At 61.9% G+C, this 25021-nt stretch carries 28 protein-coding genes; 9 read left to right on the top strand and 19 right to left on the bottom strand.

Translation table 11 applies throughout. From position 1 onward, the window contains the following. Window positions 1-4: 4 nt before the first annotated feature. Window positions 5-817 carry an endo alpha-1,4 polygalactosaminidase gene (locus FHS06_RS04355; RefSeq protein ID WP_310734891.1) on the bottom strand — a complete coding sequence of 271 codons (813 nt, stop codon included), beginning with the start codon at window positions 815-817 and terminating at the stop codon, window positions 5-7. Between the two features lie 123 nt (window positions 818-940). On the opposite strand from FHS06_RS04355, the gene FHS06_RS04350 reads away from it, so the two are divergent. Then, window positions 941-1288 (top strand): PadR family transcriptional regulator, encoded by a 348-nt coding sequence (locus FHS06_RS04350; RefSeq protein ID WP_167045911.1) that lies wholly within the window; start codon window positions 941-943, stop codon window positions 1286-1288. Then, on the top strand, window positions 1285-2322 hold the full coding sequence (locus tag FHS06_RS04345) for a permease prefix domain 1-containing protein (protein ID WP_167045909.1): 1038 nt from the start codon (window positions 1285-1287) through the stop codon (window positions 2320-2322). The genes FHS06_RS04350 and FHS06_RS04345 overlap by 4 nt, the downstream gene beginning before the upstream one ends. Here FHS06_RS04345 and FHS06_RS04340 read toward each other — a convergent pair. The 4 genes from FHS06_RS04340 to FHS06_RS04325 all read right to left on the bottom strand — a co-directional run bounded on the left by FHS06_RS04340 (window position 2319) and on the right by FHS06_RS04325 (window position 5778). Then, a complete protein-coding gene (locus FHS06_RS04340) occupies window positions 2319-2759 on the bottom strand; it encodes a hypothetical protein (protein WP_167045906.1) in 441 nt (146 codons plus the stop codon). The genes FHS06_RS04345 and FHS06_RS04340 overlap by 4 nt on opposite strands. Window positions 2760-2849: 90 nt before the next feature. Then, window positions 2850-3953 (bottom strand): Gfo/Idh/MocA family protein, encoded by a 1104-nt coding sequence (locus FHS06_RS04335; RefSeq protein ID WP_167045903.1) that lies wholly within the window; start codon window positions 3951-3953, stop codon window positions 2850-2852. Further along, window positions 3932-4630, bottom strand: coding sequence for a ThuA domain-containing protein (locus FHS06_RS04330; protein WP_167045899.1), 699 nt, complete (start codon window positions 4628-4630; stop codon window positions 3932-3934). Before FHS06_RS04330 ends, FHS06_RS04335 begins: the two co-directional genes overlap by 22 nt. Continuing rightward, window positions 4630-5778: a Gfo/Idh/MocA family protein gene (locus FHS06_RS04325; protein WP_167047921.1), complete on the bottom strand. Its 1149-nt coding sequence runs from the start codon at window positions 5776-5778 to the stop codon at window positions 4630-4632. Before FHS06_RS04325 ends, FHS06_RS04330 begins: the two co-directional genes overlap by 1 nt. Window positions 5779-5884: 106 nt before the next feature. On the opposite strand from FHS06_RS04325, the gene FHS06_RS04320 reads away from it, so the two are divergent. Further along, window positions 5885-6943, top strand: coding sequence for a LacI family DNA-binding transcriptional regulator (locus FHS06_RS04320; protein WP_310734890.1), 1059 nt, complete (start codon window positions 5885-5887; stop codon window positions 6941-6943). 209 nt (window positions 6944-7152) lie between these two features. Beyond that, the gene (locus FHS06_RS04315; protein ID WP_167045892.1) at window positions 7153-7461 is read left to right on the top strand and encodes a DUF7882 family protein; all 309 of its coding nucleotides are present in this window, start codon (window positions 7153-7155) and stop codon (window positions 7459-7461) included. Between the two features lie 24 nt (window positions 7462-7485). Here the strand turns inward: FHS06_RS04315 and FHS06_RS04310 are convergent, their stop codons facing one another. Beyond that, entirely contained in the window at window positions 7486-7803 is a 318-nt protein-coding gene (locus tag FHS06_RS04310) for a DUF7882 family protein (protein ID WP_167045889.1), read from the bottom strand. A 69-nt stretch (window positions 7804-7872) separates the two neighbouring features. On the opposite strand from FHS06_RS04310, the gene FHS06_RS04305 reads away from it, so the two are divergent. The 5 genes from FHS06_RS04305 (at window position 7873) to FHS06_RS04285 (ending at window position 10505) form a co-directional block, all read left to right on the top strand. Continuing rightward, entirely contained in the window at window positions 7873-8217 is a 345-nt protein-coding gene (locus tag FHS06_RS04305; protein WP_167045886.1) for a DUF7882 family protein, read from the top strand. 27 nt (window positions 8218-8244) lie between these two features. Next, window positions 8245-8838, top strand: coding sequence for a sulfite oxidase-like oxidoreductase (locus FHS06_RS04300; RefSeq protein WP_167045884.1), 594 nt, complete (start codon window positions 8245-8247; stop codon window positions 8836-8838). After that, a complete protein-coding gene (locus tag FHS06_RS04295; protein WP_310734889.1) occupies window positions 8835-9563 on the top strand; it encodes an FAD-binding oxidoreductase in 729 nt (242 codons plus the stop codon). The genes FHS06_RS04300 and FHS06_RS04295 overlap by 4 nt, the downstream gene beginning before the upstream one ends. Further along, on the top strand, window positions 9560-9847 hold the full coding sequence (locus FHS06_RS04290) for a DUF6510 family protein (protein WP_167045879.1): 288 nt from the start codon (window positions 9560-9562) through the stop codon (window positions 9845-9847). The genes FHS06_RS04295 and FHS06_RS04290 overlap by 4 nt, the downstream gene beginning before the upstream one ends. A 97-nt stretch (window positions 9848-9944) precedes the next feature. Then, on the top strand, window positions 9945-10505 hold the full coding sequence (locus FHS06_RS04285; protein ID WP_167045876.1) for a Dps family protein: 561 nt from the start codon (window positions 9945-9947) through the stop codon (window positions 10503-10505). A gap of 4 nt (window positions 10506-10509) precedes the next feature. On the opposite strand, the gene FHS06_RS04280 is transcribed toward FHS06_RS04285, so the two are convergent. The 13 genes from FHS06_RS04280 to FHS06_RS04220 all read right to left on the bottom strand — a co-directional run bounded on the left by FHS06_RS04280 (window position 10510) and on the right by FHS06_RS04220 (window position 25020). After that, complete coding sequence (locus tag FHS06_RS04280; RefSeq protein WP_167045873.1) at window positions 10510-11616, bottom strand: glycerate kinase; 1107 nt, start codon at window positions 11614-11616, stop codon at window positions 10510-10512. Next, the gene (locus tag FHS06_RS04275) at window positions 11613-11990 is read right to left on the bottom strand and encodes a DUF1801 domain-containing protein (RefSeq protein WP_167045870.1); all 378 of its coding nucleotides are present in this window, start codon (window positions 11988-11990) and stop codon (window positions 11613-11615) included. The genes FHS06_RS04280 and FHS06_RS04275 overlap by 4 nt, the downstream gene beginning before the upstream one ends. A 97-nt stretch (window positions 11991-12087) precedes the next feature. Further along, window positions 12088-13143, bottom strand: coding sequence for a LacI family DNA-binding transcriptional regulator (locus FHS06_RS04270; RefSeq protein ID WP_167045867.1), 1056 nt, complete (start codon window positions 13141-13143; stop codon window positions 12088-12090). A gap of 10 nt (window positions 13144-13153) precedes the next feature. Continuing rightward, window positions 13154-14056: a sugar phosphate isomerase/epimerase family protein gene (locus FHS06_RS04265; protein WP_167045864.1), complete on the bottom strand. Its 903-nt coding sequence runs from the start codon at window positions 14054-14056 to the stop codon at window positions 13154-13156. Continuing rightward, on the bottom strand, window positions 14053-15255 hold the full coding sequence (locus FHS06_RS04260) for a dihydrodipicolinate synthase family protein (RefSeq protein WP_167045861.1): 1203 nt from the start codon (window positions 15253-15255) through the stop codon (window positions 14053-14055). Before FHS06_RS04260 ends, FHS06_RS04265 begins: the two co-directional genes overlap by 4 nt. Window positions 15256-15259: 4 nt before the next feature. After that, the gene (locus tag FHS06_RS04255; protein ID WP_310734888.1) at window positions 15260-16462 is read right to left on the bottom strand and encodes a Gfo/Idh/MocA family protein; all 1203 of its coding nucleotides are present in this window, start codon (window positions 16460-16462) and stop codon (window positions 15260-15262) included. Between the two features lie 123 nt (window positions 16463-16585). Next, on the bottom strand, window positions 16586-17863 hold the full coding sequence (locus tag FHS06_RS04250) for an ABC transporter substrate-binding protein (protein ID WP_167045858.1): 1278 nt from the start codon (window positions 17861-17863) through the stop codon (window positions 16586-16588). 20 nt (window positions 17864-17883) lie between these two features. Next, the gene (locus FHS06_RS04245; protein WP_167045855.1) at window positions 17884-19932 is read right to left on the bottom strand and encodes a beta-galactosidase; all 2049 of its coding nucleotides are present in this window, start codon (window positions 19930-19932) and stop codon (window positions 17884-17886) included. A 3-nt stretch (window positions 19933-19935) separates the two neighbouring features. Continuing rightward, on the bottom strand, window positions 19936-20619 hold the full coding sequence (locus tag FHS06_RS04240; protein WP_310734887.1) for a hypothetical protein: 684 nt from the start codon (window positions 20617-20619) through the stop codon (window positions 19936-19938). 3 nt (window positions 20620-20622) lie between these two features. Next, window positions 20623-21549 carry a carbohydrate ABC transporter permease gene (locus tag FHS06_RS04235; RefSeq protein ID WP_167045852.1) on the bottom strand — a complete coding sequence of 309 codons (927 nt, stop codon included), beginning with the start codon at window positions 21547-21549 and terminating at the stop codon, window positions 20623-20625. Beyond that, complete coding sequence (locus FHS06_RS04230; protein ID WP_167047912.1) at window positions 21546-22541, bottom strand: carbohydrate ABC transporter permease; 996 nt, start codon at window positions 22539-22541, stop codon at window positions 21546-21548. The genes FHS06_RS04235 and FHS06_RS04230 overlap by 4 nt, the downstream gene beginning before the upstream one ends. 72 nt (window positions 22542-22613) lie before the next feature. Beyond that, complete coding sequence (locus FHS06_RS04225; RefSeq protein ID WP_167045849.1) at window positions 22614-23906, bottom strand: ABC transporter substrate-binding protein; 1293 nt, start codon at window positions 23904-23906, stop codon at window positions 22614-22616. 142 nt (window positions 23907-24048) lie between these two features. After that, a complete protein-coding gene (locus tag FHS06_RS04220) occupies window positions 24049-25020 on the bottom strand; it encodes a family 43 glycosylhydrolase (RefSeq protein ID WP_310734886.1) in 972 nt (323 codons plus the stop codon). Window position 25021: the final 1 nt, after the last annotated feature.

The raw sequence follows: 25021 nt of genomic DNA, 5'->3' as shown, positions 1-25021 counted from the left end.
TGGCTCAGCAGTGTTCGTAAACGTATGCGGGGTTATCGGGTGTAACCAGATCTCGGTCGCGCAAAATAGTGCGCGCGGGGGTCGCAGCTCGGGCACACACCTCGGCGAACGTGCCCCGAAAGTCGTCGGTGTATTCGATGTCGAAGACCTGCTCACCGTACGCGCGCATGAACTCATCACACTCGTCGAATAGATCGCACTCTTCAACTGTCACAAAGTCGAAGCCGATGTCGTTTTTACCCACAGCGGTCATTTCGGCCGAGTTCTTCTGTGACGCAGCCAGACCTTGATCGTGCGCGGTGTCGACGAGCACGGTGGCAAATGCCACGGCATCCGCTTCTGTCAGTGCGCCTTCGGATCGTGTCCACGAGTCGAGATTGTCGAACTCGACGGCCTGAAAGCCGCTATCCGCACAGCGCTCGATGATCGCGCCCTGCTGCGCGGCCGCCTCAGTACGTTTTTCGGGCGTTGAGATATCGAGCAGGTATTCATCGGGCCAGCCCGGATCAGCCACCGGCGTGCCGTTGGCGTCCTGAAGAATCAGCGCCTCCGGCCACTCGGCACCCGGCTGGGTCTGAAAACCGTTCACATAGCAAATGGAATAGCGTCCGTCGGCGGGCTCATCGGTGCTGTCTCGCGTGACGACAGTCACGTCTTCACCGGGGTCGTAGCCGCCACCGAGCTGGTAATCGAACAGGCCATCGGACGGCGGCAGAGTGATGGCACCGGCGGTATCCGTTGCCGCAGCGCATCCAGAGATGAGCAGAACGATAACGAGAGCTCCGGCACTGGTTATCTTTCCGCGGATGCTTGGCACATTCTGAGTCTAAAGAAGCAGCGACCCTTACGCGGTTTCAGACAGCGCGGAGACCACCCTTGTTGCCGATACTATTTCAGGCGTAGTATGTTTGAAATAGTAACGATCATGAGAAGGCGAGCTATGGCGATCAGTGCCGATGCTATTCGTGGCTACATCGACGTGCTCGTCCTGTCGCTACTACGCACGAACCCTTCGTATGCCTACGAGCTCGCGCAGCGCATCACCGCAATCAGCGGCGATGAATACGCCATCAAGCAGACGACCCTCTACTCGGCTGTAAAACGACTCGAAGCCAGCGGGCTGGTCAACTCGTCCGCCGGAGTGTCCCCCTCAGGAAAACCTCGTACCTACTACAGCATCACCGACGCTGGCCTCATCCATTTCGACGTCAAAGTCGAGGAGTGGCGCAATACGAAGTCCGTCGTCGACAGATTCATCAACGGAACCATCGAAGGAGGCACTCCGTGAACGTCATCATCACGTACCTGGACACCATGTTCAGCACGTACCCGCAAACTCCACGACTACTCGAGGCCAAGGCCGAACTAAGAGACATGATGGAGGACGCCTACTCGAGCCTCATCGCCGACGGTCGTTCCGAGAATGAGGCCGTCGGGCAGGTAATTCGCGATTTCGGCAACCTCGAAGAGGTCGCGCCGGCGCTCGGCATCACATCCGATATTGCCCACGATTCAGCAAATTTTGCTGACAAAGACATTCCGGAGCATCCGCCGATCACGATCGAAGAGGCTCAGGGTTACGCAGACGTGCAACAGCATGTTCGCTTTAGGGTGAGCACCGCCGTCATCCTGTTCGTCATGTCCCCTGCGGCGCTTATCCTGCTGCCGGTCGCCGCGCAGTCCGGATTTGTTCCGTTCACTGATGGCGTCGCGTCGCTCGTGGGACTCGTGGCGCTACTCGCTCTCATTACCATCGGAGTGGTAATCATCCTCGCGACGTCTCGCGAAACTGCGCGCTACGGACGCATCCCAGAAGGTCGGTTCGCCACCAGCCCGGCCGTCACGCACTGGGCCGAGGCGCTCGCCATGCAGCACGAACGCGGACGCATCCGCGCGCTCCAGATCGCGATCGCGTTCTGGATTCTCGCTCCTATCCCGCTCATCGGACTTGCACTGCTCACGGAAGACTCACCCCAAAATGGCTTCTGGAGCGTGATCGGTGTCGTGCTCGTGCTCGCCTTCGTCGCAACAGGACTCGGAATCTTTCTCCCGCGGGCGTGGGCGAAGAACGTTGCAGAAGAGCTCGTCCGCGGCGCGGGCCATCGCCGAAACTTTGGAATCGGCTCGGACGGCGAGCGCAGCATCGTCGGAGTTATTGCCGCGTTCTATTGGCCGTTTCTCACAGCCGCATTTCTTGCCTGGAGCTTTATCGGCAACGCCTGGGGCATCTCGTGGGTCATCTGGCCGGTCGGAGCCGTACTCTTCGGGGCTATCGCGGGCGGCACGAGTGCCATCGAGGGTTACCGCAGGGCTCGGCCCTAGTAGGCAGCGGCTTTCTTGATGAGTGAGCGCAGCTGCTTCTCGACGACATCGGTCATCTCGACCACAGCGAATGCCGCGGGCCACATCTCGCCATCGTCGAGAGCGGCATCTTCGGTGAAGCCAATTGAGCCGTACCGCGTGCTGAACTTCGACGCTGGCTGGAAGAACACGATGTTCTTGCCGTCCTTCGCATAGGTCGGAAATCCGTACCAGGTCTTCGGATCAAGCCCGGGCGCCTCCTCTGACACGATCACGTGGAGGCGCTCGGCGATAACGCGGTCAGTGCCTTCGAGTCCGTCGATGACCTCGAGGCACGCCTCGAACTCCTTGGCTTTCTTCGCAGAGCCTTTGACCCCTTTCATGGCCTTGAGCTCTTCGGCGCGCTGCTTCATCGCAGCGCGCTCAGAATCGCTGAATCCGCCTTCGGTTTCGCTCATCTCAGTTCCCTTCGCTCGCTCGCACCAGCCCGCTGCGCAGAGCCAACGATATTGCCTCCCAGGCTCTCGCAACAGACGTCCAAGGGGAGGTTATGCGTCTGCGATTCGCCGCCACTCGGCTTCGGTCGTCAGTGGCACCGGCTCCGGGCGCTCGGGCGCTGTCGACACCCGACGACGCTCCCCCGTCTCAGCAGACTCCAGAAGGAGCGTCATTACTTCGAGAGTGTGAAGCGCAAGCTCCCCGCTCGCTCGGCGCGCTGGCGCATCACCGACAGCAAAATCGAGCAGCCCCACACCGCGCGAACCATGCTCGTAGCCAGCCGACACCGGAACAAGCTCCCACCCGTCGCCGCGAGAGATACGTACGTCGCCATCAAAGTAGTTGGGGTCTGGCACAGACAGCGAGCCGGCTTCGCCGTGCACTTCAATAGGCTTCGCCTCCGAAGCGTGCGCATCGAAGCTGAAGGTGACGGTTGAAAGCGCACCACTCGCGTGCGTCAGCACACCTGTGACGTGCGTCGCCACTTCGACGTCGAGTGTCTCGCCTTCACGTGGGCCAGAGCCGATCGTGCGCACCGATCGGGTGCGAGAGCCCGCGCCCTGCACGGTCACGATGGGGCCGAGCATATGCACGAGCGCTGAAAGGTAGTACGGCCCCATGTCGAACAGTGGGCCGCCCCCGGGCAGGTAGTAGAAGTGAGGGTTCGGATGCCACGACTCATGTCCCGCCGAAAAAAACGCAGCAGTCGCAGCAATCGGTCGCCCGATATGCCCGGCATCGATCGCGGCGCGCGCCGTCTGCACTCCGGTGCCGAGCACAGTGTCGGGCGCGCAACCGACGTGCACCCAGGCCGCGGCGGCACTCGCCATCACCGCTCGCGCATCGTCGAGCACGGCTGTCAGCGGTTTCTCGCCGTACACGTTCTTGCCGTGCGAAATCGCACCGTGAGCGATCTCGGCGTGAGCCGCCGGAATCGTAAGGTTCAAGACGGTGTCGACCTCGGGGTCGGCTAGCAGCTCCGAGACCGAAAGTGCGCGGGCGCCAGGCACTGTTTCCGCAACTGCCCGCGCTCGTTCGGCATCAAGGTCTGCGACCGCCACAATGCGCACGTCTGCGTGCCCCACAAGCGTCTCGAGGTAGGCGCGGGAGATAACCCCGAGGCCCACGATTCCTATGCCGCGCGAGTAGCCCACAGCATCCCTCTTTCGACAATCGTTCGTACACTGTCGTCGCGCAAAACGTCGGGGTTGTGGCCCGGAGTGGCAACGAAAACTCGACCCTTGCCCCAGTCACGTGTCCATACGGCTGGCGACACGATTGGCCGGTGCCACGGGTAATAGGGCTCAACCGGATGGGTTGTCGTTGCCAGCACGTCGATCAGGCTGTCATGCAGAACCCAGTACTGCTCGGTGTGAAGCGAGAAGTCAGTGAGGCCGACTGTGATTTCGTGCTCGCGACCCAGGTCGGTCATCTCTACCGCGTAGGTGAGAAAGTTGTCGCTCTCATCACCCTGCCGCCGATCAGGATGCGCTGCCGGGTGCGTTGCGAACTGTCCGCCGATGAGCTGAAGGTAGTCGGAGCTATTGCGAAACGAATCGGCGATACCGCCATGCCATCCGGCAAGGCCCGTTCCCGACGCGACAGCATCTCGAAGACCTGCAACGGCTTCGGCGGAAGCCTCGGACATGGTCACCGATTGCACGATCAGATCCGTCACCTTCATGCGCTCAGCATCGGCGTAGACCTCGGGCGTCTCTTCGATCGCTACGTCGTACCCGTGCGCTTTCAAGAACGGGATAAACAGTTCGGTCGCTTCGACCGGGTGGTGCCCGTCCCAGCCACCGCGCACAACGAGTGCGGTTTTGGTCATCAGTTGCTGCTTTCTACGGGAGTGAATCTGCTGTCTTCCGCCGCGCTCTTTTCCACCGCGGCAAGCACGCGCTGCACCACCACCGCGTCGGCAAAGGTGGGCTCTGTTGCCGCTTCGCCCGCGACAGCGCGCACGAAGTCGACCGCCTGGTGAGTGAAGAGGTGTTCGTATCCGAGCCCGTGCCCGACTGGCCACCACGCACCCGCGTACGGGTGCTCAGCGTTGGTCACCTGGATGCGACGAAAACCCTGTTCTGACTTCGGCAGAGTCGCGTCGAAGAATTCGAGCTCATTCATACGCTCAAAGTCGAACGAGATCGCTCCGCGGTCACCGTTGATCTCGATCCGATTCGCGTTTCGCCGGCCGGTCGCCATGCGGGTTGCTTCAAAGACACCGAAGGCACCTCCGCGAAAGCGCGCCGTGAATGCGACAGCGTCGTCGACGGTGACAGGCATCCGCTCGGCATCGGCTACCGCGATACCACCGAGCCCCTGCTGCGATTCCATGACGGGACGGGATACCACAAACGTCTGCAGCGCCGCCGAAACCCCGACGATCTCGTCTCCTGCCAGCCACTGCGCAGTATCGATACTGTGAGCGCCAATGTCGCCGAGCGCTCCAGAGCCCGCCCGGTCACGATCGAGCCGCCAGGTGTAGGGGGCATCGGGATCGCTCAGCCAGTCCTGAAGGTACTGCGCACGCACGTGCCGAATGTTGCCGACGCGCCCTTCTCGGATGAGCTCCCGCGCGTACGCAAGCGCGGGAGTGCGGCGGTAGCTGAAACCGCACATGGCGACAGCATCCGAGCGGTCTGCGGCTTTGGCCATGTCCTCGGCCTCGGCGAGAGAGTTGGCCAGCGGCTTCTCACAGAGCACATGCTTGCCCGCGGCGAGCGCCGCGATAGCGATCTCGGCGTGACTGTCTCCGGGTGTGCAGATATCGATCCCGTCGATGTCGTCGCGCGCAACAACATCGCGCCAGTCGGTCGCGTGTTCGAGCCATCCCAGTTCAGTCGCGGCGCGCTCTGTGACGACACCGTTCCGCCCCACGAGTGTCGTCAATTCGACATCGCGCGGGAGATCGAAGAATCGCGGCGCTGTACGCCACGCGTGCGAATGCATACGCCCCATAAAGCCGGTGCCGATCATGGCAATCCGCAAAGTTCTCGTTCTCACTCCCGTGGCCTCCTCGCCGCTTGCTCGACAATCTCATGCACTGAGACACGGCGCTAGCTTTTTGCGCAAAACTAAACGCGTGAGCATTTCTGACCGCGTAACGCTTGCCCAAGTGGCAGAAGCCGCAGGGGTGAGTATCGCCACGGCCTCGCGCACGCTCGCCGGACGAGGCGACCTCGCCCCAGCAACGCGGCGGCGAGTGCTGACCGCCGCACGAGAACTCGGATATTCACGTTCACCCCGAGCTGGCGGTCGCCCTCCCGCCGCGACGCGACTATTCGACCTCGTGCTTGGAAGCTTTCATCACGCTTACGCCGACGAGGTCACCGCCGGAGCACGAAGCGCCGCAGCCCGCCACGGCTACGATCTCGTGCTCACGGAAGAACGAGACACCCCAGATGACGACTGGCCCATGCGCATCCGCCGACGGGGATCGGCAGGCGTTGCGCTCGGCATCATGGTGCCGACGGCCACTCAGCGCGCTGTACTCACGGAGGCCGGCATTCCGATGATCGTTGTCGATCCGCGCGCCGAGGCGACACTCCCCCTATCCCACGTGCGAACAACCGACGAGATCGGCGGAGCGGATGCCGCAACTCACTTGGCTGCCATGGGAGCCACCCGGTTTCTGGTTGTCGGTGGCAATCCGCCGTACCGCTTTGGCCGGGCCCGTGCGAGCGGGTTTATCGAACGTCTCAGCGACGTACGACCGAATGCTTACGTCGACACCGTCACCGCAAGCTGGGGAACAGCCTCCGCTCGGGATGCGACGCTTAACATCATGCGCGAGCTTCACCCTGGCGAGCGGCTGGGGGTTTTCGCGTGCTCCGACGATATGGCAGCAGGCGTTTACGCGGCTGCCGCGGACGCGGATCGCAGCATTCCACACGACGTCCTTGTCGTGGGCTTTGATGATCTACGCGAATCACGGTGGCTCCTGCCGTCACTCACCACGGTGCGGCAACCGATTCGCGAGATGGCGGCGATCGCCGTAGATCATCTCGCAGCGGCCGCTGCGGGTAACCCGCTCTCCGAAAACTCAATCACTCTTCCGACTCGCCTCATAGTGCGGGACTCGACGAATGCGCATCCTGTGCAGAGCTACTCCAGTCAAACGGAACTAGCTCGCCGTCGATGACGTCGATTCGAGGAACGGACGCAAAAAGCGCGTCGGTTGCCGAGGGCTCCGGCATGTTCTCCGGATTCGGGCGTGGATTCATAGCCGCCTCCTTATTGTCATTCAACAATGTCGCCCGTACCTAGGAAATGCAGCCCCCTTGACACTTGATCAGGCGGTGCGTACGGGCAGCACCAACGCCACGAAAGCGGACGCGTTATCGTGTCGGTGTGGGAACCATCTATTACGGCGGGTCAGAAGCACCGATCCAGATCGAAGACCGAGCGCTCGCGCACCTCAAAGTCGTGATCTCGACAAAACTGCGACGAGGCGAAAGTTTCACGTTCTCGTGGACTCACCCTGACGACGATGAGAACGGGCGCAGCACTATTTGGCTGCACCCCTCGATCCCCATGCGCTACGTTTTTGACGATCCCGAGCCGGCAACGCTCAGCCGGGAGTGGATCGAAGAGCTCTCGAATTCCGCCAACTCGTCCGGCGGCATCATGCTCGTCTCCGAGCATTTGGAAAAAGAGTAGACCTGCAGTTCTTGCAGGCCGTCGTCAACCAGTAATCGGCGGCGCGCTGTCTGCGGGTTCAGGAGTGAGCGAAAGTCCGTTAGGACCAGACGCGGCCAACATCAGATCTTCCACCCAGGCGCGGTTGATCTGCGGTGTGCGACTCCCGTAGAAGTGGAACTGGATGGGCACGCTGGGTGCAATCCAGTAGCTTCGACGACCGCTGCCATCACCCACTTCAAAATCGAACATGAACGATTCGGAACGCCGCAACTTGTTCATCACCACGATGCGCAAATGCGCAAGCGTGCGGTCATCGATGTCGACAGAATTGGATGACGTGTCGTAGATGAATCGGCCCATATTAACGAGTGTATCCGGCGCTGAAAATAGTGATCACCATGGTGGTTTCTGAGAGCTATTGTTGGTGATATGGGCACGATTTATTACGGCGGAGGCGCGACACCGATCCACATCGAGGATCGAGCTCTCGCGCACCTGAAGGTCATCATTGCGACCAAGCTTCGCCGCGGCGAAAGCTTCACCCTTTCGTGGCGTCATCCGGAAGATCAGCCGCGCGGTCGCAGCACAATCTGGCTGCAGGAGTCGATACCGCTTCGCTTCGTGTTCGACGATGCTGAACCCACGATGTTGAGTCCCGAGTGGATGGAAGAGTTGGCAAGTTCAGCGAACTCTTCCGGTGGCATCATGCTTGTCTCCGAACATTTCGACAATGTTCCTCACGCTCCGGTCGCTGACAACGCTGAGAGTCGGTAGATTCGCCTCAGCTAAGGAGAGGTGCGCATGGCGGTTTTATCGCGTGGATTTGGTGGGCGACGTCGTGAGTCCGACGAGAATCTTCCCCCCGGTCAGTATCTGACCGAAGACTTTCCGGTGTTATCGGCGGGGCCAACGCCTCGCATTGAGACCGCCGATTGGGAACTTACGATTGTCTCCGAGAGTGGCGAGCGCTCGACGTGGTCGTGGGATGAAATGCTCGCGCTCGGCGTCGAGGATGTGCACACTGACATCCATTGCGTGACGCGGTGGTCGAAACTCGCAACGAACTGGCGCGGTGTTTCACTAGACAAGCTCTTCGCCGACATCGAAACGGATGGTGCCTACGTCATGGCGCATTCGTATGGCGGCTACACGACCAACGTGCCCCTTGAGGATCTGCTCGAGGGAAAAGCGTGGATTGCTACCGAGTTCGAGGGCGAACCGCTTGAGCCCGAACACGGCGGACCCGCACGCCTCCTCGTTCCGCACCTCTATTTCTGGAAATCAGCGAAATGGGTGCGTGGTCTCACCCTGCAGGCCACAGACGAGCCCGGGTTCTGGGAACAGAACGGCTACAACATGTACGGGGATCCCTGGAAAGAAGAGCGCTACTGGTGAGCGGCGGCGTTTCCGCCTGGCTCCATGCCCGACTCGAGCGGGCGGAGCAGGTCAACGATCACGCCCGCATCCTCTTTCTGCGAGTGCCGGGGTGGCCGGGCAATCTTCCTGGGCAGCATCTCGACCTGAGATTGACAGCTGAAGACGGGTACCAAGCAGCGCGTTCGTACTCGCTCGCCTCATACGGTGAAGGCGATCTCGTCGAAATCGCGGTCGATGAGTTGCCCGACGGTGAAGTGTCTCCCTACCTCGTGGAAGACATGATGATCGGCGATGAGCTTGAAGTGCGCGGACCGCTCGGTGCCTACTTTGTGTGGACTGCCGCCCAAACCGAGCCGGTGCAGCTCATAGCCGGCGGGTCGGGCATCGTTCCGCTCGTCTCGATAGCGCGAGCGCACGCGGCAGACGCCAGTGCCGCACCGATGAAACTTCTGTATTCGGTGCGGAGTCCAATCGAAGCCTTCTACGCCGACGAGCTGGCGGCGCTGATGGATTCACGCTTCGCCCTCGACTGGGTCTATACGCGCACAACCCCAGCGGGGTGGTCGCGTCCTGCAGCACGACTCGACGCTGCAACAGCTGCGGCATCCGTTATCTCGCCAGCCGACGACCCGCTTGTCTATATCTGCGGACCCACTGGTTTTGTTGAGGCAACGACCCGCCTCCTCCAGGCATCCGGATTCAATGACGCAAGGATCAAAACGGAGCGATTCGGAGGAACATGATGCCTCGATTCCACCCCGCGACAGGTGCCGTCGATATCGGTCGTGTCGATGGCAACGCGGCCAGTGGCGTGCTGAGTGAAATTTTCACCGCGGACATGACCCTGGCCCAGGTCACGTGCCGCTTCTGCGACCTCACCGGCGCTCTCGCCGAAACGACAGCCGAGATAGATGAGGCAAGCGTGACCCTGATCTGTCGCGGATGCAGTCACACCCTCCTTCGCTGCGTAAAGACTTCATCGGGGCACGACTTGTCGTTCCCCGGGCTTGCGGCTCTCGCAATCTGAGCGCGATTATCACTGCCACAGGCAGCACGCAATCCCCCGCAGCCGGATGCGCCGATTCCGTATCGTCGACTCGTCCGACAGCGAAAGGAGCCTCAAGATGGCTACAGCAACAAAGTCCGGAGCAACGCCCAAGAACAACCGTCGCGCGGCACGCGGGGGTACCGGCGCTGAACTGACCGACAACCAGAACGCAGAGCGCGGCTTCAGCGCGTCGGAAGAGCTCAGCGAGAGCATGCAGAAGGTGCTCGTCGACCTTATCGAGCTCTCGCTTCAGGGCAAGCAAGCCCACTGGAACGTCGTCGGCAAGAACTTCCGCGACACGCACCTGCAGCTCGACGAGATCATCGACGCGGCACGCGAATTCGGTGACGATGTTGCCGAGCGCATGCGAGCGCTTCACGCTCTCCCCGACGGGCGAAGTGACGTCGTGGCAGAGACCACGACTCTTCCCGAATTTCCCCAGGGCGAAGTCGACACGGCTGAGGTCATCGACCTCATCACCGAACGGATCGACGACGTGACGTCGACGATTCGTGAAGTGCACGACGCCGTTGACGAAGAAGACCCCACCACGGCTGATGTGCTGCACGGTGTGCTTGAGCGCCTCGAGCAGCTGTCGTGGATGGTGAGCGCAGAAAACCGCGTGCCCAAGAAGTAAGAAATCAGTCGGCGTGTGCTCGAGCGATAGTCGCGCCGGCCTGCACAAGCCACCGAGCGGGCTCAGCGAGCGCACTGCGAGCTGAGCCCGCTAGTGCTGTCAGCGAGACGGCCTCCGCGAATCCAGCGGTCACGACATCCGAGGCGATTCGCCCTGCTACGAGGTTGACACGAGTGCCCTCTGCGGCGGCGATCATCGCGACGTGAGCGGGCGCTTTGCCACCGGCAGACTGCCCGTCAAACGAACCCTCACCCGTGACGACGACGGATGCCGCAGCGATCGCCTGTGGCAGGCCGATGAGCCGTGCGACCTCACCTGCTCCGGGTACGAGTGTTGCGCCCCACGCGGCGAGGGCGAACCCGGCGCCGCCAGCGGCTCCGGCACCCGGCGCATCTGAGTTGCCGCCGAGGAGCTTTGCGAAGCGCGCGAGCGTGCGGTCGGCTTCAGCGATCTCCGAAACAAGACCTTTCTGCGGACCGAAGACGGCCGCGGCACCCCGCGACCCGCAGAGCGGATTCGTGACATCGCTCAGCACGATGACCCCGCCCGGCGGGAGAGCACGCAACTCCGACATATCGGCCTGCGCGACTGCATTGAGACCGCGGAGTCCGGGCTGCACCGGCGTATGGGATGCGTCGAAGAAGTTCCCGCCAAGGGCCGTGAGCATTCCGGCCCCCGCGTCAGTCGACGCGCTCGATCCAATGCCCAGCACGAGTCGCTCGACACCGTGGTCGAGGGCCGCCGCAATCGCCTGGCCGAATCCGAGGGTCTGCGCATCGAGCGGCAGCAGATTCTCACCGAGCATCTCAATGCCGGATGTCGAGGCGAGTTCGACGACAGCCGCGTCTCCGTCACGGCCCCCGGGAACCAGCAACCACGATGCGCTAGCCGCGGCGCCATCGGGCCCTGTGACCGTGATCGGCATGCGTCGGGCGTGCGGGAGCGCGAGAGCAAACGCGTCAACGGTTCCCTCTCCGCCATCAGCCATCGGCAGCAGCTCAACAACGTCACCGGGCCGCTCGGCGCTCCACCCTCGCGCGAGTGCTGCTGCGGCATCCGCTGCTGAAATCGAACCCTTGAAGCTGTCGGGTGCGAAGACGACGCGCGTCACGATCGAGTGGATCTGTTGAGCGCTGCTGCGGCTTGCACAAGAGCCTGGAGTGCTGGTGCATCGATCTCTTCGCCCTTACGAATATCGATCGCCCTCCGGACGTTCGCATCGAGGCTTGCGTTGAAGACATTCTCGGGATCGTCAAGCGACGCACCTTTGGCAAACGTGAACTTGACCTTGTCTTTATAGGTCTCGCCCGTGCAGATGATTCCCTCAACGCTCCACGTCGCGACGCCGAGCGGGTTCGTCGGCTTCTGCCATTTGGTCTCTTCGAGGACACCGGGCTCGGCGTTTTTGATCAGACCACGAACGCGCGCGAGCACGTCGCCGCGCCAGTCTTCTAGCTGATCGATGATGTCGTCTACCGTGGGCACCTATTTGTCCAACCTAACGAGTCCGGGTGTGATGCGGTCTTGACATGTCGGCGATGACGAGATCGCCGGTGGGCGTCAGCCCCGAACGCGACGCGCGTCACGATCTATCCGGCGTGCTTTCACGCATTCGCACGTCGAGCTGAGTGACGACGGCGTCTGGGTGCCAATCGTTATCAACCGCGGCACGGAGTGCCTCGTAGCCGACGTCTTCGAGCGGAACGTGCACTGTTGTCAGAGCAGGTGTGAGGTCACGGCTGGCGGGGATATCGTCAAAACCCGCGACTGCGATGTCATCGCCCACGGTGCGTCCGGCCTCACGAATAGCGACGAGTCCGCCGATGGCGACAACGTCGCTGACTCCGAACACGAGGGTTCCCGGCTCAACCCCATCGCGGAGCGCCTGTTGCATCAGTGCGTGCCCACCTTCGCGTGTGAAGCCGTCACGGTAGATGCGATCGATGCTGCCGCCACCTGAGGTGAACCCAGCATCAAAGCCTGCAATGCGCTCATCGGAGGTCCGCACGCCCTCATCAGCTGCCAGCACGATAGCGCGGCGATACCCGCGTGCTGCGAGTGCCGCGCCTAATGCACGCGCGCCGGATCTGTTGTCAACGAGAACGCTTCGCACCTCGCCGGCGCCGGGCCCGAGAGCGACGATCCGCCCGCCTGCTGCCGCAAGCGCATCAAGCTCAGCCTGCAATTCGGGCGCCGATGAGTCATCACTTCGTGAAGCCGCAAGAATGAGAGCCCTCGGACGCTGTCCCCGGAGAGCACGCACGAGGCGTAATTCACGTTCGAGGCTGCGTTCGGTGATCGAGATCGTCACGATGAGACCAGCTTCGTCGGCGCCGCGCGCGACTCCCGCCGCAAGCTGACCGAAGTAGGGGTCGGCAATATCGGCGACCAAGAGCGCGACGACAGCCGACGTTCCACGTGCCGTGGCTTGCGCGGAGAGATTGGCGGTATAGCCAAGTCGAAGCGCCGCGGCTTCAACGCGCTCGCGATACGAATCTGCGACCTTGCGGGTTGACCCGTTGAGCGCACGCGACGCCGTGGCAAGCGAAACACCCGCCTCGCGCGCAACATCTTCGAGAGTCGGGGCGCTCGTGCGCGCGCGCTCGTGTGAAGCAGGTACCACCGTCGTGTCGCTCATCGAGCCGATTCTACGGTTGCTGGCGCGATGGCGACACCAACGATGGAGACACGAGTGATGGCGACACAGCAGCGTTGAATCCGGCTACTGTCCGGCGCAACACTTCTTCGGGCGGACTCGACCAAATCTCTTCGTTGAAGATCTCTACTTCAATACGACCCGTGTATCCCGCAGCCGTGACCGCCGAGGTCAAGGAGGCGAAGTCGATAACACCATCACCGGGGTAGTGGCGGCTGAGCAAGACGTCTGCCGCGAGTGGAGTCTTCCAGTCGCACACTTGATAGGTGGCGATCCTGCCTTCTCGTCCCGCGCGTGCGATTTGCGGCAACACTTCCGGATCCCACCAGATGTGAAAAGTGTCTACCGCTACGCCCACGGTTTCGGGGGAAAAGTCGGCCGCGAGGTCGAGAGCCTGCCCGAGAGTCGACACGACTGCGCGGTCGGAGGCGTACATCGGATGCAGCGGCTCGATCGCAAGCGTCACACCCGCGGCATCCGCGTCTGCGCTGAGCTCGCCCAGGGCATCCCGCACGCGTTCCCGCGCCCCGATCAGGTCGCGAGAGCCTTCTGGCAGCCCACCGGCGACGAGCACCAAGACAGCTGTCGATCCGGGCGCGGCAGCGGCAGAAAGTACCGCGGTCTCCTCGATCGCACGGCGATTGTCGTCGAGCGATGCATTCCGCGCATCGCCCGGAGTCATCGTGAAGAAACCGCCTCGACAGTGCGTCGTGAAGACAAGTCCGGAGTCGGCGAGCATTCGCGCGGCCGTGTCGAGCCCGACTTCTTGCACGGGCTCGCGCCAGAGACCCACTCCGCTGATACCTGCTCGCGCCGTGGCATCGAGGGCTTCTTTGAGGCTTGCGCGCTTGATCGTTGCCTGGTTGATCGAAAGGCGAGGGTCGGGTGCACTCATGCGTCCACTCCATTCACGCGCAGCATGCTGTGCCATCGAGACGCGGCCAATTCGGGGTTTTCGAGAGCATGCGCGGAATTCGCAAGCTCAACAATGCGGGAGAGGTGCGGGAGACTCCGCGCCGAATGCAACCCGCCGACCATCTGAAACGCGCTCTGGTGACCGTTAAGCCAGGACAGAAAAGCCACACCGGTTTTGTAGTAGAAGGTAGGCGCAGCAAAAACCTGTCGGCTGAGTGCCTCCGTCGGAGCAAGGATGTCGAGGTAGCCCTCGGGGTTACCGGCATCCAAGGCTTGGATTGCCGCCGACGCCACCGGAGTTATTGCAGCGAAGGCACCAAGCAGCGCATCGGAATGCTGGCGAGCACGTGAGCTGTCACGCTCGGGCTGTGGAGCATTGGGAACGTCTGCGCCACCGATGAGACCCACGTAGTTGAAGTCGTCGCCGGTAAACATGCGGACGCTTTCGGGCAACCGCTCACGCACCGACACTTCGGATGCCGCATTGAGCAGGCTCATCTTCACCCCGGCGATCTTGTCGACATTGTCGCCGATGATGTCCAAGAGCACCTCGGATGCTTCCGGCCACCCCGTCGAGCCGAAGTACCCCGCAAGAGCCGGGTCGAATGCTGTGCCAAGCCAGTGCAACACCACGGGCGTCGTCGCAGACTCGAGCACTTCCCGGTAGACCCGCCGATAATCATCCGCCGATGCTGCCGCACGCGCGAGGTGGCGACTTGCCATGAGCACGGGGCCTGCGCCCTGCTCTTCGGTGAAGTGCAGTTGCTGCTTATACGCATCAATGACTTCACGCAGTGTGATGGTCTCGTCGCTGACGTGGTCAGTGTTGACCCCGACAACGACGGATCCGCCCTCTTCCCGCGCAACATGCGCGGAACGTGCGATCAGTTCGCGGGTGGCCGCGGCATCCAACCCCATGTTCCGTTGCGCGGTATCCATAGCATCGGCAACCCCGAGTCCCCAGGAATAGACAGCTCGACGGAAGTCGAGCGTCGCGTCCCAGTCGATCTGCGCGGGATGCCCTGGAGTGTTGTCGCCTGACGTAACCGGCACGACGTGAGCTGCCGCGTAGGCAACGCGCGAGCGAAGCGGCACCGTGGGCTTGACGTATGCGGGAGCGTCATTGAGAGCTGTTGCCGTGAGCCCGCCGTCGGCGCCGAGAAGAGTGAGTGTCGTCATGGCTCTAGCCCAGCGTCAGGTTCGGCAGCTCGATTTTGCGGCCTTCGCTGCTCGACCGAAGACCCAACTCGGCGAGGAGCACACCGCGTGCACCAGCAAGCAGGTCGAACTCGTATTCCGTTCCGAGAACATACGAAGTCAGGAATTCTTCCCACTGCTGCTTGAACCCGTTTTGGAACACGTCGTTCGTCGGGATGCCCGCCCAGTCGGCGTCGTAGTCGTGGCTGTCTTCGAGGTCGGGGTTCCACACCGGCTTCGGCGTGGCGCTGCGGTGCTGGATTTTGGCACCGAACAAACCGACAACCGCAGACCCCAGCGTGCCATCGACGTGGAATTCGACGAGTTCGTCTCGGTTGACCCGCACCGTCCACGACGAGTTGATCTGCGCGACGATTTCACCGTCGCGGCCGTCGATCTCGAAGATTCCATAGGCTGCATCTTCTGCCGTCGCAGCATATGGCTCATCGTGTTCGTCCCAACGCTGCGGAATGTGGGTCGCTGCTTGCGCGTACACGGTCTTGACGTGGCCGAAGAGGTTCTCCAGCACATAGTTCCAGTGCGGGAACATGTCGACAATGATGCCGCCGCCGTCTTCAGCCCGGTAGTTCCAGCTGGGGCGTTGGGCAGGCTGCCAGTCGCCCTCGAACACCCAATAGCCGAATTCACCACGCACGCTGAGAATGCGTCCGAAGAAGCCCGAGTCGATGAGCCGCTTGAGCTTCTGGAGCCCCGGCAGGTAGAGCTTGTCGTGCACGACGCCTGTCTTCACGCCAGAGTCGGCAGCAAGCTTCGCGATCTCGAAGGCTTCTTCTGCTGTTTCGGCCGTCGGCTTCTCGGTGTAGATCGTCTTGCCCGCAGCAATTGCTCGTCGCAACGCTGACGCGCGTGCCTTCGTCACGAGAAAATCGGCGTAGATCTCCCAGCGCGGGTCGGCGAGAGCCGCATCAAGATCGGTGGTGTAGTTCTCGATGCCGTGCTCCGCCGCGATCTCGGCGAGCTTCAGCTCGTTTCGCCCAACGAGCACGGGCGTGACGGTAACTTTTGTGCCGTCGGGCATCTCAATGCCGCCCTGCTCGCGAATAGCAAGGATGGAGCGCACCAAGTGCTGGCGGTATCCCATGCGGCCCGAAACGCCATTCATGATGATGCCGATATCGCGCACGGCCGGGCGTGCGGTGGGAGCCGAAGCTGTCGTCGTGTCGGTCACCGTGTCCTACTTTCTTTGGGCCCGCCGCGACAGATCTGTCGCGGCGGGCAATTGATCTCAAGCGGGTAAGCGCTTTCCAAAAGTGTGTCACGGTCGCAGTTTCGCTGCAACCGCGGGCAGCTCTCAGCCGAGGATGACTTCGGCTTCTCCGAAGAACGAGCTGACAGCGTCATCAACCGAAATGACGCCCAGTCCCAGCGATTTGCCGAGATCCCAGAAGGTCTGCTCGAGCGATCCGTACCCCACAACCGGCACGGGCGGGGCCTCACCGACGCGGTCGGCGACGGACTCGAGGTAATCAGCAACCTGAGCGTCGACGCCCTCAAGGGTCGTACCCGACAGCTTCGACGACGATGCCGGGAACCCCAGCGTCGTGCCGAAGATCTCGCCGGCTTGGGGGCTATTGACGATGTAGTTCAAGAAGATCGCAGCAGCCTCTGGGTGCTCGGTGTTTTCAGCGATCGCAATCTGCAAACCACCCTGCTGATAGAGGTCTTTCGATCCCTCAACCGCCGTCGGGGGCGCCACGAGCGAGATCGCTGATGAGCCAGAGTCGGCAAGGTAGCCGCCCAAGAAGTTGCTCCAGCTCATCTCGGTCGCAGTGAGATTCGACCCGAACCCTGAGATCGGGCTGATCTCTTCGAGTTGCTGCTGCGGCACAGTGACGCCGTCGCGGAGATCGTCGCCGCTTGTCCAGAAGTCACGCAGTTCGTCTTCGGCGAATCCGAGCTGGCCATCTTCCGTGTAGAGGTTCTCGCCGTTAGCGCGAAGCACCAGCTCGAACGCCTGAATTCGCTGCGTATAGTCGGTGCCGCCGTAGAGCGCACCGTCGGTGGAGGTGGTGACATCCGCCATCCACTCGTCGAACTCGCCGAAGCTCGTGCCGCCCTCCGGGGCATCGAGACCGTACTCCGCGAGCAGCTCGTCATTGACGAAGTTGGCCCAGACGCTGTACCCCGTCGGAAGCGAATACTGCACGCCGTTCAACTGCCCGGTCCCGAGCAGCGCGTCATCGAATGTCGTGAAGTCGATCTGGTCAGCGACCGTCGAGAGGTCCAGCACGTGTCCGGGTTCTGCATACTGACGCAGGTAGCTATCGGAGAACTGGAAGACGTCGGGGAGGCCGCCACCGGCTACCTCGGTCTGCCGCTTTTCCCAGTAGCTCGGAAAGTCGCTGAACGTCGAGTTGATCGTGATGTTCGGGTAGTCCTCGTTGAATGCATCGATGAGCTTTCCATAACGGTCAGCACGGTCATCGTTGCCCCACCACGCGAAATTGAGCGAGACCTCTTCTTCTGGGTCATAGGCCGCGCCTTCTTCACCCCCCGCGCAACCGGCGAGGAGGAGCGCTCCGGCGCTGGCGATGGCTATGGTCGCGACAGTGCGAGATCTGGTCTTCATGGTGCCCTTTCGGATGGGGTTTAGCGTTGCAAATTTTCTTGAATCGGCATCGAAACGAACAGCGCCTCTTGCGCCTGCAGGCGACGAACGCCGACATGGTTGCCGGTTTCGATGTCGGTACCGTCGAGCGAGACGTCAACTTCGCTGTCGGTGTGATTAATCACAGTGACGAGGCTGCCGCGACGTGCCACTTCGACCCCCGCCGGCACATCCTCGATGACGGGTTTCACACCGGATGCCGCCACAACGGAACCGACGATCAGATCGATGCCGTCGGCGTCGGGCACGGTCGCGATGTACCAGGCCGAGCCGCGACCATGGGGGTGCTGCGTGAGCGCCGGCGAGCCAGCCGCTGGACCGTCGACGAACGTCGCCACGACTTCAGCGGGGGCGCCTGTTTCAGCGCCGATCACGTGCACTGTTTCGGCGAGGACAGATCCCGAAAAGTCGCCTTTTCCCATGCGCACAGCAACGCGATCACCGGGCGTTGCCGCGGTTCGTGCGTGCTGCAGACCGACACCGGTGCCGCCTGTGCTTTCGCCGCCGAGTGCGCCAACGTCTTCGTATCGAAGGCCGAGCATTTCAACGAGCTGAGTGACGAATCCCCCGGTTCGAAACTGATCGCGCTCATCAACGATGTCGCTGAAGGGGCCAATCAATGCCGTGCCGCCCGCCGCGACGAAGCGAGTCAAGGCGGCGGCACCCTCGTCACGCAACAGATAGAGCGCCGGTGCAATCACGAGGTCATAGCCCTCATCGACGCCCTCGGGAGCAACAATGTCGACCATGATTCCGCGGCGGTGCAGCGCACCGTACCAGGCGAGTGTGATCGCGAGGTAGTCGATCTCTATCGGGTGGTCTCGCTCTTCGACAGCCCACCAGTTCTCCCAGTCGAATACCAGTGCCACTCGCGCATCACGACCGGGCGCTGGGAGCTCCGGCAATGACGCTAAACGTGCCCCGAGCGAAGAAGCGTCTCGCCAGATTCGCGTGTTGGTTCCCGCGTGGGGCAGCATCGCGGAATGGAACTTCTCGCTTCCCGCGCGAGACTGTCGCCATTGAAAAAACATGATGCCGTCGGCACCGCGCCCGATCGACTGTGCTGTTTCTGCGGCAAGTACTCCGGCACGTTTTCCGGGGTTCGTGGGGCGCCAGTTGACGGCATCCGTTGCTTGTTCCATGAGAAGCCACGGCACACCGGGCTTGAGGGAACGGATGAGGTCGCGCTGAAATGCTGCATCCCGCACGCGGTGGGGGTTATTTGGGTCGGGGTAGCAATCGTCGGCGATGACGTCCATGTGGGGAGCCCACGCCCGGTAGTCGGCGGGCTTGAACGGACCCATGAAGTTGGTCGTGATGGGCTGTGTGGCGCCAGCGCTCTGCAAGATCTCGCGCTCGGCGAGATAGCACTCCAGCAGCATGTCGGAGGTAAACCGGCGAAAGTCGAGCATCGACGAGGGGTTGTGGCTGTACGGCGCCAACCGCGGCGGAAAAATTTCCGCAAAATCGCTGTAGCGCTGCGACCAGAAATCGGTTCCCCACGCCGCGTTGAGCGCACCAATGCTGCCGTAGCGTTGTCGCAGCCAGTTTCGGTAGGCATCCCGCGCCGAGTCGGAGTAGTCGGCCCACAAATGACAGCCGTACTCGTTTCCGACGTGCCACAGCACCACTGCGGGGTGGTCAACGTATCGCTCGGCGATGCGACTCACGAGTTCGCCCGCAAGTCGTCGGTAAGACGGTGAAGAAGGTGCGAAGTGCTGACGGCTGCCCGGCCAGTAGATTGCGCCCCGTTCGTCTGTCGGCAGTACGTCGGGATACGCGACACTCACCCAGGGTGGTGGTGATGCCGTCGCCGTGGCGAGATTTGCCTGAATTCCGGCGGCGTGAAGTTTGTCAAGACAACGGTCGAGCCATCCGAAATCCCACACGTGTTCCGATGGTTGAATTCGCGACCATGAAAAGATCCCGAGGCTCACGACAGTGACGCCAGCTTCACGCATGAGGCGGACGTCGTCGTCCCAGATCTCTTCGGGCCACTGCTCGGGGTTGTAGTCAGCGCCGTACTGCATGGCTTACTCCTGATCGGGTGCTGTGCGTGCGACCCGATCACGACGCGGACGCTCAGGAATCGCAACGACGGCGAACACAGCGCAGCCGAGCGCGGGGATGATCAGTGGCACGAGCGCCCACGTCACGACACCAACGAATACGCCCGTCGCAACCAGATAGAGCACGCCGGCGAAGTCACGCGCGGCCACCTTCGGCAGAGCCCTGAGGGCACCTTTCCACCCGTCTTCCGGACGCCATTGGCCGGCGGCACCGAGAAGTGCGGCGGCGCCCAGGGCAAGACCGATCCACCCGAGCGCTGCGATGACCTCACCGCCGGGCAGAGCGCCAGATGTCGCGATGGCGATATCGAATGTGAGCGCGAACGCGAGCACTACCGCGACAAACCCGACCGCGATGCCGCCGGGCAAGGCTGCCAACACGTCACGCCAGAAGAGGCGCTGCGGTGAGCCTTCTGCGCGGATGAAGCGGCGGAGGTGTCGCACTCCGGCAGCCAGCCCTGCCGGAAGCGTAACCACCGCAAGACCGACGATCACGACGAGCAACCCAACCAACAGAACTTCGCCCAGCAGGGCGAACTTCGCGGTGGCACCAGGAAACCGCTCCGGCGCACGCGCGGTGAGTGTCGGCCCCGAACCGGACCGATCTGCGCGCCGCGCAGCGCGCAGCTCTTTTGTGTTCGCACTCACGAGTTACCCCTTGAGACCCTGTGTTGCCACGCCATCCACGAGGAAACGTTGGAACACGATAAAGAAGATCAGTACCGGCAACAGCGCCATGAAGGATGCCGTCACCGTTGCGCCATAGTCGCTCGTCGACGTCTGGTCGTTGTAGAGCTTCAGCGCGATCGGGAGCGGGTAGTTCTCGGGACTAGTCAGATAGAGGAGCGGGCCGAGGAAGTCGTTCCACGACCAGATGAAGGCAAAAATTGCGCATGTAATGAGGGCCGGCCGAATGAGTGGCACGATGATCGCCCAAAAAATGCGAATGTGTCCGGCGCCGTCGATGCGCGCTGCTTCGTCCATGTCGCGCGGCATCTGCCGCATGAACTGCACCAGCAAGAAGACGAAGAATGCCTCGGTCGCGAGAAATTTCGGCAGCACGAGCGGCCAGAACGTGTCGATCATGTTGAGCGAATTGAACAACAGATACTGCGGGATGATCACGACGTGGAACGGCAGCAGCAGCGTGCCGATCATCGCGGCAAAGAGGATGCCAAGCCCTTTGAACTGGATGCGAGCAAATGCATACGCCGCGAGTGCCGACGAGATGACAGTGCCGATAACAGCGAGAGCGGCCAGCACAAAGGAGTTCCAAAAGAACTTCCACATCGGGATGCCGGCGATGCCCTCCATCACCTTGAAGTAGTTGTCGACGGTCGGGTTGTTTGGGAGCAACCCCGAGTTCTGGCCGAATTCGGCGTTCGGCTTGAACGTGGACAAGAAGAGCCAAAACATCGGATACAGCACGACGAGCGTGATCGCGAGCAACACGACGAACCAAACGATCGTCTGCCAGGTCTTGCGCTTCAGTTTGCGGCGCGGCCGCGGCCCGGAGGAATCCTCGAGCTGGTGCTCGAGTTCGGCGAGAGCGGGTTCGCTGAAACTTGCAGTAGTCATCGGTTGTCTCCCGAGTAGTGGACCCAGTTTCGCTGCGTGCGGAAGAGGATGAAGGCGATGATGGCGACGACGACAAGAAGCACCCATGCGATGGCGGCCGCGTATCCCATCTGTCCGTCAGAGAAACCTCGTTTGTAGAGGTACACGGTGATGAAGTTGGTCATACCCGCGGGGCCGCCGGTGCCGTTCGAGATGATGTAGGCCGACGCGAATACTTGGAAGGCTCCGATCAGGCCAAGCAGCAGGTTGAAGAAGATCACCGGCGAAAGCATCGGAATCGTCACCGCACGAAAACGGCGATACGCATTTGCACCGTCCATTTCGGCTGCTTCGTACAGCTCCTTTGGAATCTGCTTGAGGCCAGCGAGAAAAATCACCATCGTGCCGCCGAACTGCCAGACGGCGAGCACGATCATTGCGGGCAGAACGAGGGAAGGGTTTCCGATCCAGCCGCCGAGATCGAGGCCGATCGAACTCAAAACGTTGTCAACCGGTCCTTCGGTTGAGAACATCGCGCGCCAGACGATCGCGACTGAAACCGAAGCGCCGATGAGTGACGGAGCGTAGAACGCCGAGCGGAAAAAACCAGCACCGCGATCGCGAAAGTTCAGAAGCATTGCAACGGCAAGCGCTGCCGCGAGCGTGATCGGGGTGCCGATCAGCACGTAGATCATGGTGATCTGCGCCGATTGAATGAACTGCGGGTCGTTTGTGAACAACCGAATGTAGTTGTCGAGGCCGACCCAGCGTGGCGGCTGGAAAATGTTGTATCGCGTAAATGAGAGATACAGCGAATAGACCATCGGGATGAGGGTCAGACCGAAGAACCCGAGGAGCCAGGGGATGAGAAAGCCGTACCCCGCGAGCGTCTCTCGACGTTGGCGAGCGCGCTGCCCCGGACGCTCGTTCAGCTCTGGGCGCCGGCCGCGAAACAGTGCGCCGCGAGACGACTTCTGTCCGGTGACGATGACTCTCGTCGAAGTAGTGGTCACTGTCGAATCTCCCGTTGTCGTAGCGAGGATGGGCACGGAGCCCAGGCTGAACGCCCGGGCTCCGTGGTGTTCTTACGAGTTGAGGACGACGTCCATCTCGGTGAAGAACTGATCAACAGCGTCATCGACAGTCACTGTTCCGAATCCGAGCTCGGTTCCGAGAACGCGGAATTTCTCTTCCAGGCTGCCGAAGCCGACGATCGGAACCGGCGGTGCGTCACCGAGACGGTCTTCGATGGATGCCTCGTAGTCGGCGATCTGCTGGCTGAGGGGGTCGAGGTCCGCCCCCGCGAGTGCGGTCTCGGACGCGGGCAGGCCACGGTTTGTGCCGAAGATTCTTCCTGACTCCGGCGAGTTCACGAGGAAGTTCACGAGAGTCGCGGCAGCCTCGGGATGCTCGGTCGACGACGAGATCGTGTGCAACATCGAGGGCTTCAGGTATAGATCCTGTGAACCTTCCACCGTGATCGGGGGCTCAATGAGCCCAAGTTCCGGGTAAGCCTCGCCCAGGTTGCCAAGGTAGCCACTACCGAAGTTGTCCCAGGTGAGCTCACTCGCTGTGAGCGCTGAGTCAAAGCTCGATAGCGGGTACACCTCTTCAAGTTTCTGCTGCGCGATGACGGTACCGTCGGCGCGAATGCCGTCGCCCTGCTCCCAGAACGCGGCGAGGTCTTCCTCGTCGAAGCCAGCAGCGCCGTCTTCGTTGAAGAGCTCTCCCCCGTTGGCGCGAAGCTGAATCTCGAAATTCTGAATTCGGCCGGTCCAGTCGGTGCCGCCCCACACTTCGCCGTCGCCGGCCGCAGTGACTTCAGCCATCCAGTCGTTGTAGTCCTCCCACGAGCCGCCCGCGAACTCGTCGACACCCACGTTGGAAAGCAAGGTCGGGTTGGTGTACATCCCCCACGCATTCGTGGAAGTCGCAAGGCCCGTCGTTACGCCATCAACGACGCCGATGCTGAGCACGTTCTCCGGCAGCGCGTCCGTCTCGATGATTCCGCCGAGATACGGATCAAGATCGAGGAGAAGATTGTTCTGCGAATACTGACGCATATACGAGTAGTCGAACTGCATCACATCGGGGAGATTGCCGCCGGCAGCCTCGGTCTGACGCTTTTCCCAGAACTCAGGAAAGCCCAGGAACGATGAGTTCACTGTGATGTTGGGATATTCCTCTTCGAACGCCGCGATTGCTTCGTCGTAGAGCGCGGCACGCACATCGTTTCCCCAGAACGCAAGGTCGAGAGTGACCTCCTCGTTCGGGTCATATGTGTCTGCCGTGTCGCTCGACCCGGAGCACCCGGCGAGAGCCAAGGCAGCACCGGTCGCGACAGCTATGGCTGCTGTTGCCCGCTTCTTACTGAACATCTTTGTCCTTTCTGACGAACGTCCATGTTCGATGAAATCGCACGAACGATCGTTGTCCGTTGTTGCGGTGTCTGACGCGTCCCTTGGTGCCGGGAAAGCGCTTGCCGGTAACCGTACTACGGGCAAAAACGTTTCGCAACAGTCATTCTTGCCCAGTGGGAAACGATTTGGTTTCGGTCAGCACATCACCAGTGACGACGAGCTGTACACGGTGAATCGTTGAGAACCGCGCATCCACCGATTCCGCACCATCGGCGAGCTCCGCGGCATCCCACCACGGGTGAGTGAAGTAGTACAGCCAGGCGTTGCCATCGACCACCGCGACCGCTCCGTGGCGGCCGACCTGCAAAAGACGCCTGGCATCCGCCTCGCCCAAAATCACGTCATCGACACCACCCTGCCGCGTCCAGGTCAACGCATTGACCGAGCGGTATACGGCCATACCCCGCCATTCGTCCGTGAGCATCCACCACCAACCGCCGAGGTGAAAGACGAAGGGTCCTTCGTGCGCGCGTCCACCGATCGCAACCCCCTCTTCGCGCCATGCATCGAGATCAGCGGATGCCGCAACCTTCGTTACGGAATCAGCAGCCTCGTCTTTGTACCAGAGCCGCCACAGCCCATCGGGGCAGCGCGCGACCGCGGCATCGATCACTGCGGTGCTCGCCAACTTAAGCGCACCGCGACGCGTCCAGCGTGCCAGGTCATCCGAGACGTACTCCACGATGCGGCGGTCATGACCCGCCCACTGTGTCGGTACGCCGTCTATCTCCGTCGCGTACATGTGCCAGCGTTCGCCATCGTGAATCACTTCGGGCGCCCAGAAAGTGCTGTCGACAGCCTCTGGCGGCGGGCCAGTGTGCAGCACGAGACCGCCGGAAGCCGGTTCCAGCGTTCCGGCGTACTCCCAAGCCACGCCGTCAGCACTTCGCGCGACGCCGATTCGACTGCCGTGCACCCATGCCACACCATCGCCCGGGTCGGGGTGGGTGGCGCGGCGCTGTGTGTACAACATGCACCACGACTCACCGTCGTGCACGACATTCGGGTCTGTCGCACCGTCGTACACCGGGTCACGATAGACCTCGCGTGGCGTGAGCGGTCGATCTCCCACG

The sequence above is a fragment of the Microbacterium halimionae genome, assembly GCF_011761265.1.
GTDB lineage: Bacteria > Actinomycetota > Actinomycetes > Actinomycetales > Microbacteriaceae > Microbacterium > Microbacterium halimionae.
This window is presented reverse-complemented; position numbering and strand designations above follow the sequence as displayed.

What these genes read in the sequence shown, in the direction of transcription:
- FHS06_RS04350 (WP_167045911.1), top strand. Translation starts at nt 941, where the DNA reads ATGGCGATCAGTGCCGATGCTATTCGTGGCTACATCGACGTGCTCGTC.
- FHS06_RS04305 (WP_167045886.1), top strand. Translation starts at nt 7,873, where the DNA reads ATGGGCACGATTTATTACGGCGGAGGCGCGACACCGATCCACATCGAG.
- FHS06_RS04270 (WP_167045867.1), bottom strand. Translation starts at nt 13,143, where the DNA reads ATGAGCGACACGACGGTGGTACCTGCTTCACACGAGCGCGCGCGCACG.
- FHS06_RS04340 (WP_167045906.1), bottom strand. Translation starts at nt 2,759, where the DNA reads ATGAGCGAAACCGAAGGCGGATTCAGCGATTCTGAGCGCGCTGCGATG.
- FHS06_RS04235 (WP_167045852.1), bottom strand. Translation starts at nt 21,549, where the DNA reads ATGACTACTGCAAGTTTCAGCGAACCCGCTCTCGCCGAACTCGAGCAC.
- FHS06_RS04310 (WP_167045889.1), bottom strand. Translation starts at nt 7,803, where the DNA reads ATGGGCCGATTCATCTACGACACGTCATCCAATTCTGTCGACATCGAT.
- FHS06_RS04290 (WP_167045879.1), top strand. Translation starts at nt 9,560, where the DNA reads ATGATGCCTCGATTCCACCCCGCGACAGGTGCCGTCGATATCGGTCGT.
- FHS06_RS04285 (WP_167045876.1), top strand. Translation starts at nt 9,945, where the DNA reads ATGGCTACAGCAACAAAGTCCGGAGCAACGCCCAAGAACAACCGTCGC.
- FHS06_RS04265 (WP_167045864.1), bottom strand. Translation starts at nt 14,056, where the DNA reads ATGAGTGCACCCGACCCTCGCCTTTCGATCAACCAGGCAACGATCAAG.
- FHS06_RS04250 (WP_167045858.1), bottom strand. Translation starts at nt 17,863, where the DNA reads ATGAAGACCAGATCTCGCACTGTCGCGACCATAGCCATCGCCAGCGCC.
- FHS06_RS04300 (WP_167045884.1), top strand. Translation starts at nt 8,245, where the DNA reads ATGGCGGTTTTATCGCGTGGATTTGGTGGGCGACGTCGTGAGTCCGAC.
- FHS06_RS04325 (WP_167047921.1), bottom strand. Translation starts at nt 5,778, where the DNA reads ATGATCGGCACCGGCTTTATGGGGCGTATGCATTCGCACGCGTGGCGT.
- FHS06_RS04225 (WP_167045849.1), bottom strand. Translation starts at nt 23,906, where the DNA reads ATGTTCAGTAAGAAGCGGGCAACAGCAGCCATAGCTGTCGCGACCGGT.
- FHS06_RS04260 (WP_167045861.1), bottom strand. Translation starts at nt 15,255, where the DNA reads ATGACGACACTCACTCTTCTCGGCGCCGACGGCGGGCTCACGGCAACA.
- FHS06_RS04330 (WP_167045899.1), bottom strand. Translation starts at nt 4,630, where the DNA reads ATGACCAAAACCGCACTCGTTGTGCGCGGTGGCTGGGACGGGCACCAC.
- FHS06_RS04245 (WP_167045855.1), bottom strand. Translation starts at nt 19,932, where the DNA reads ATGCAGTACGGCGCTGACTACAACCCCGAGCAGTGGCCCGAAGAGATC.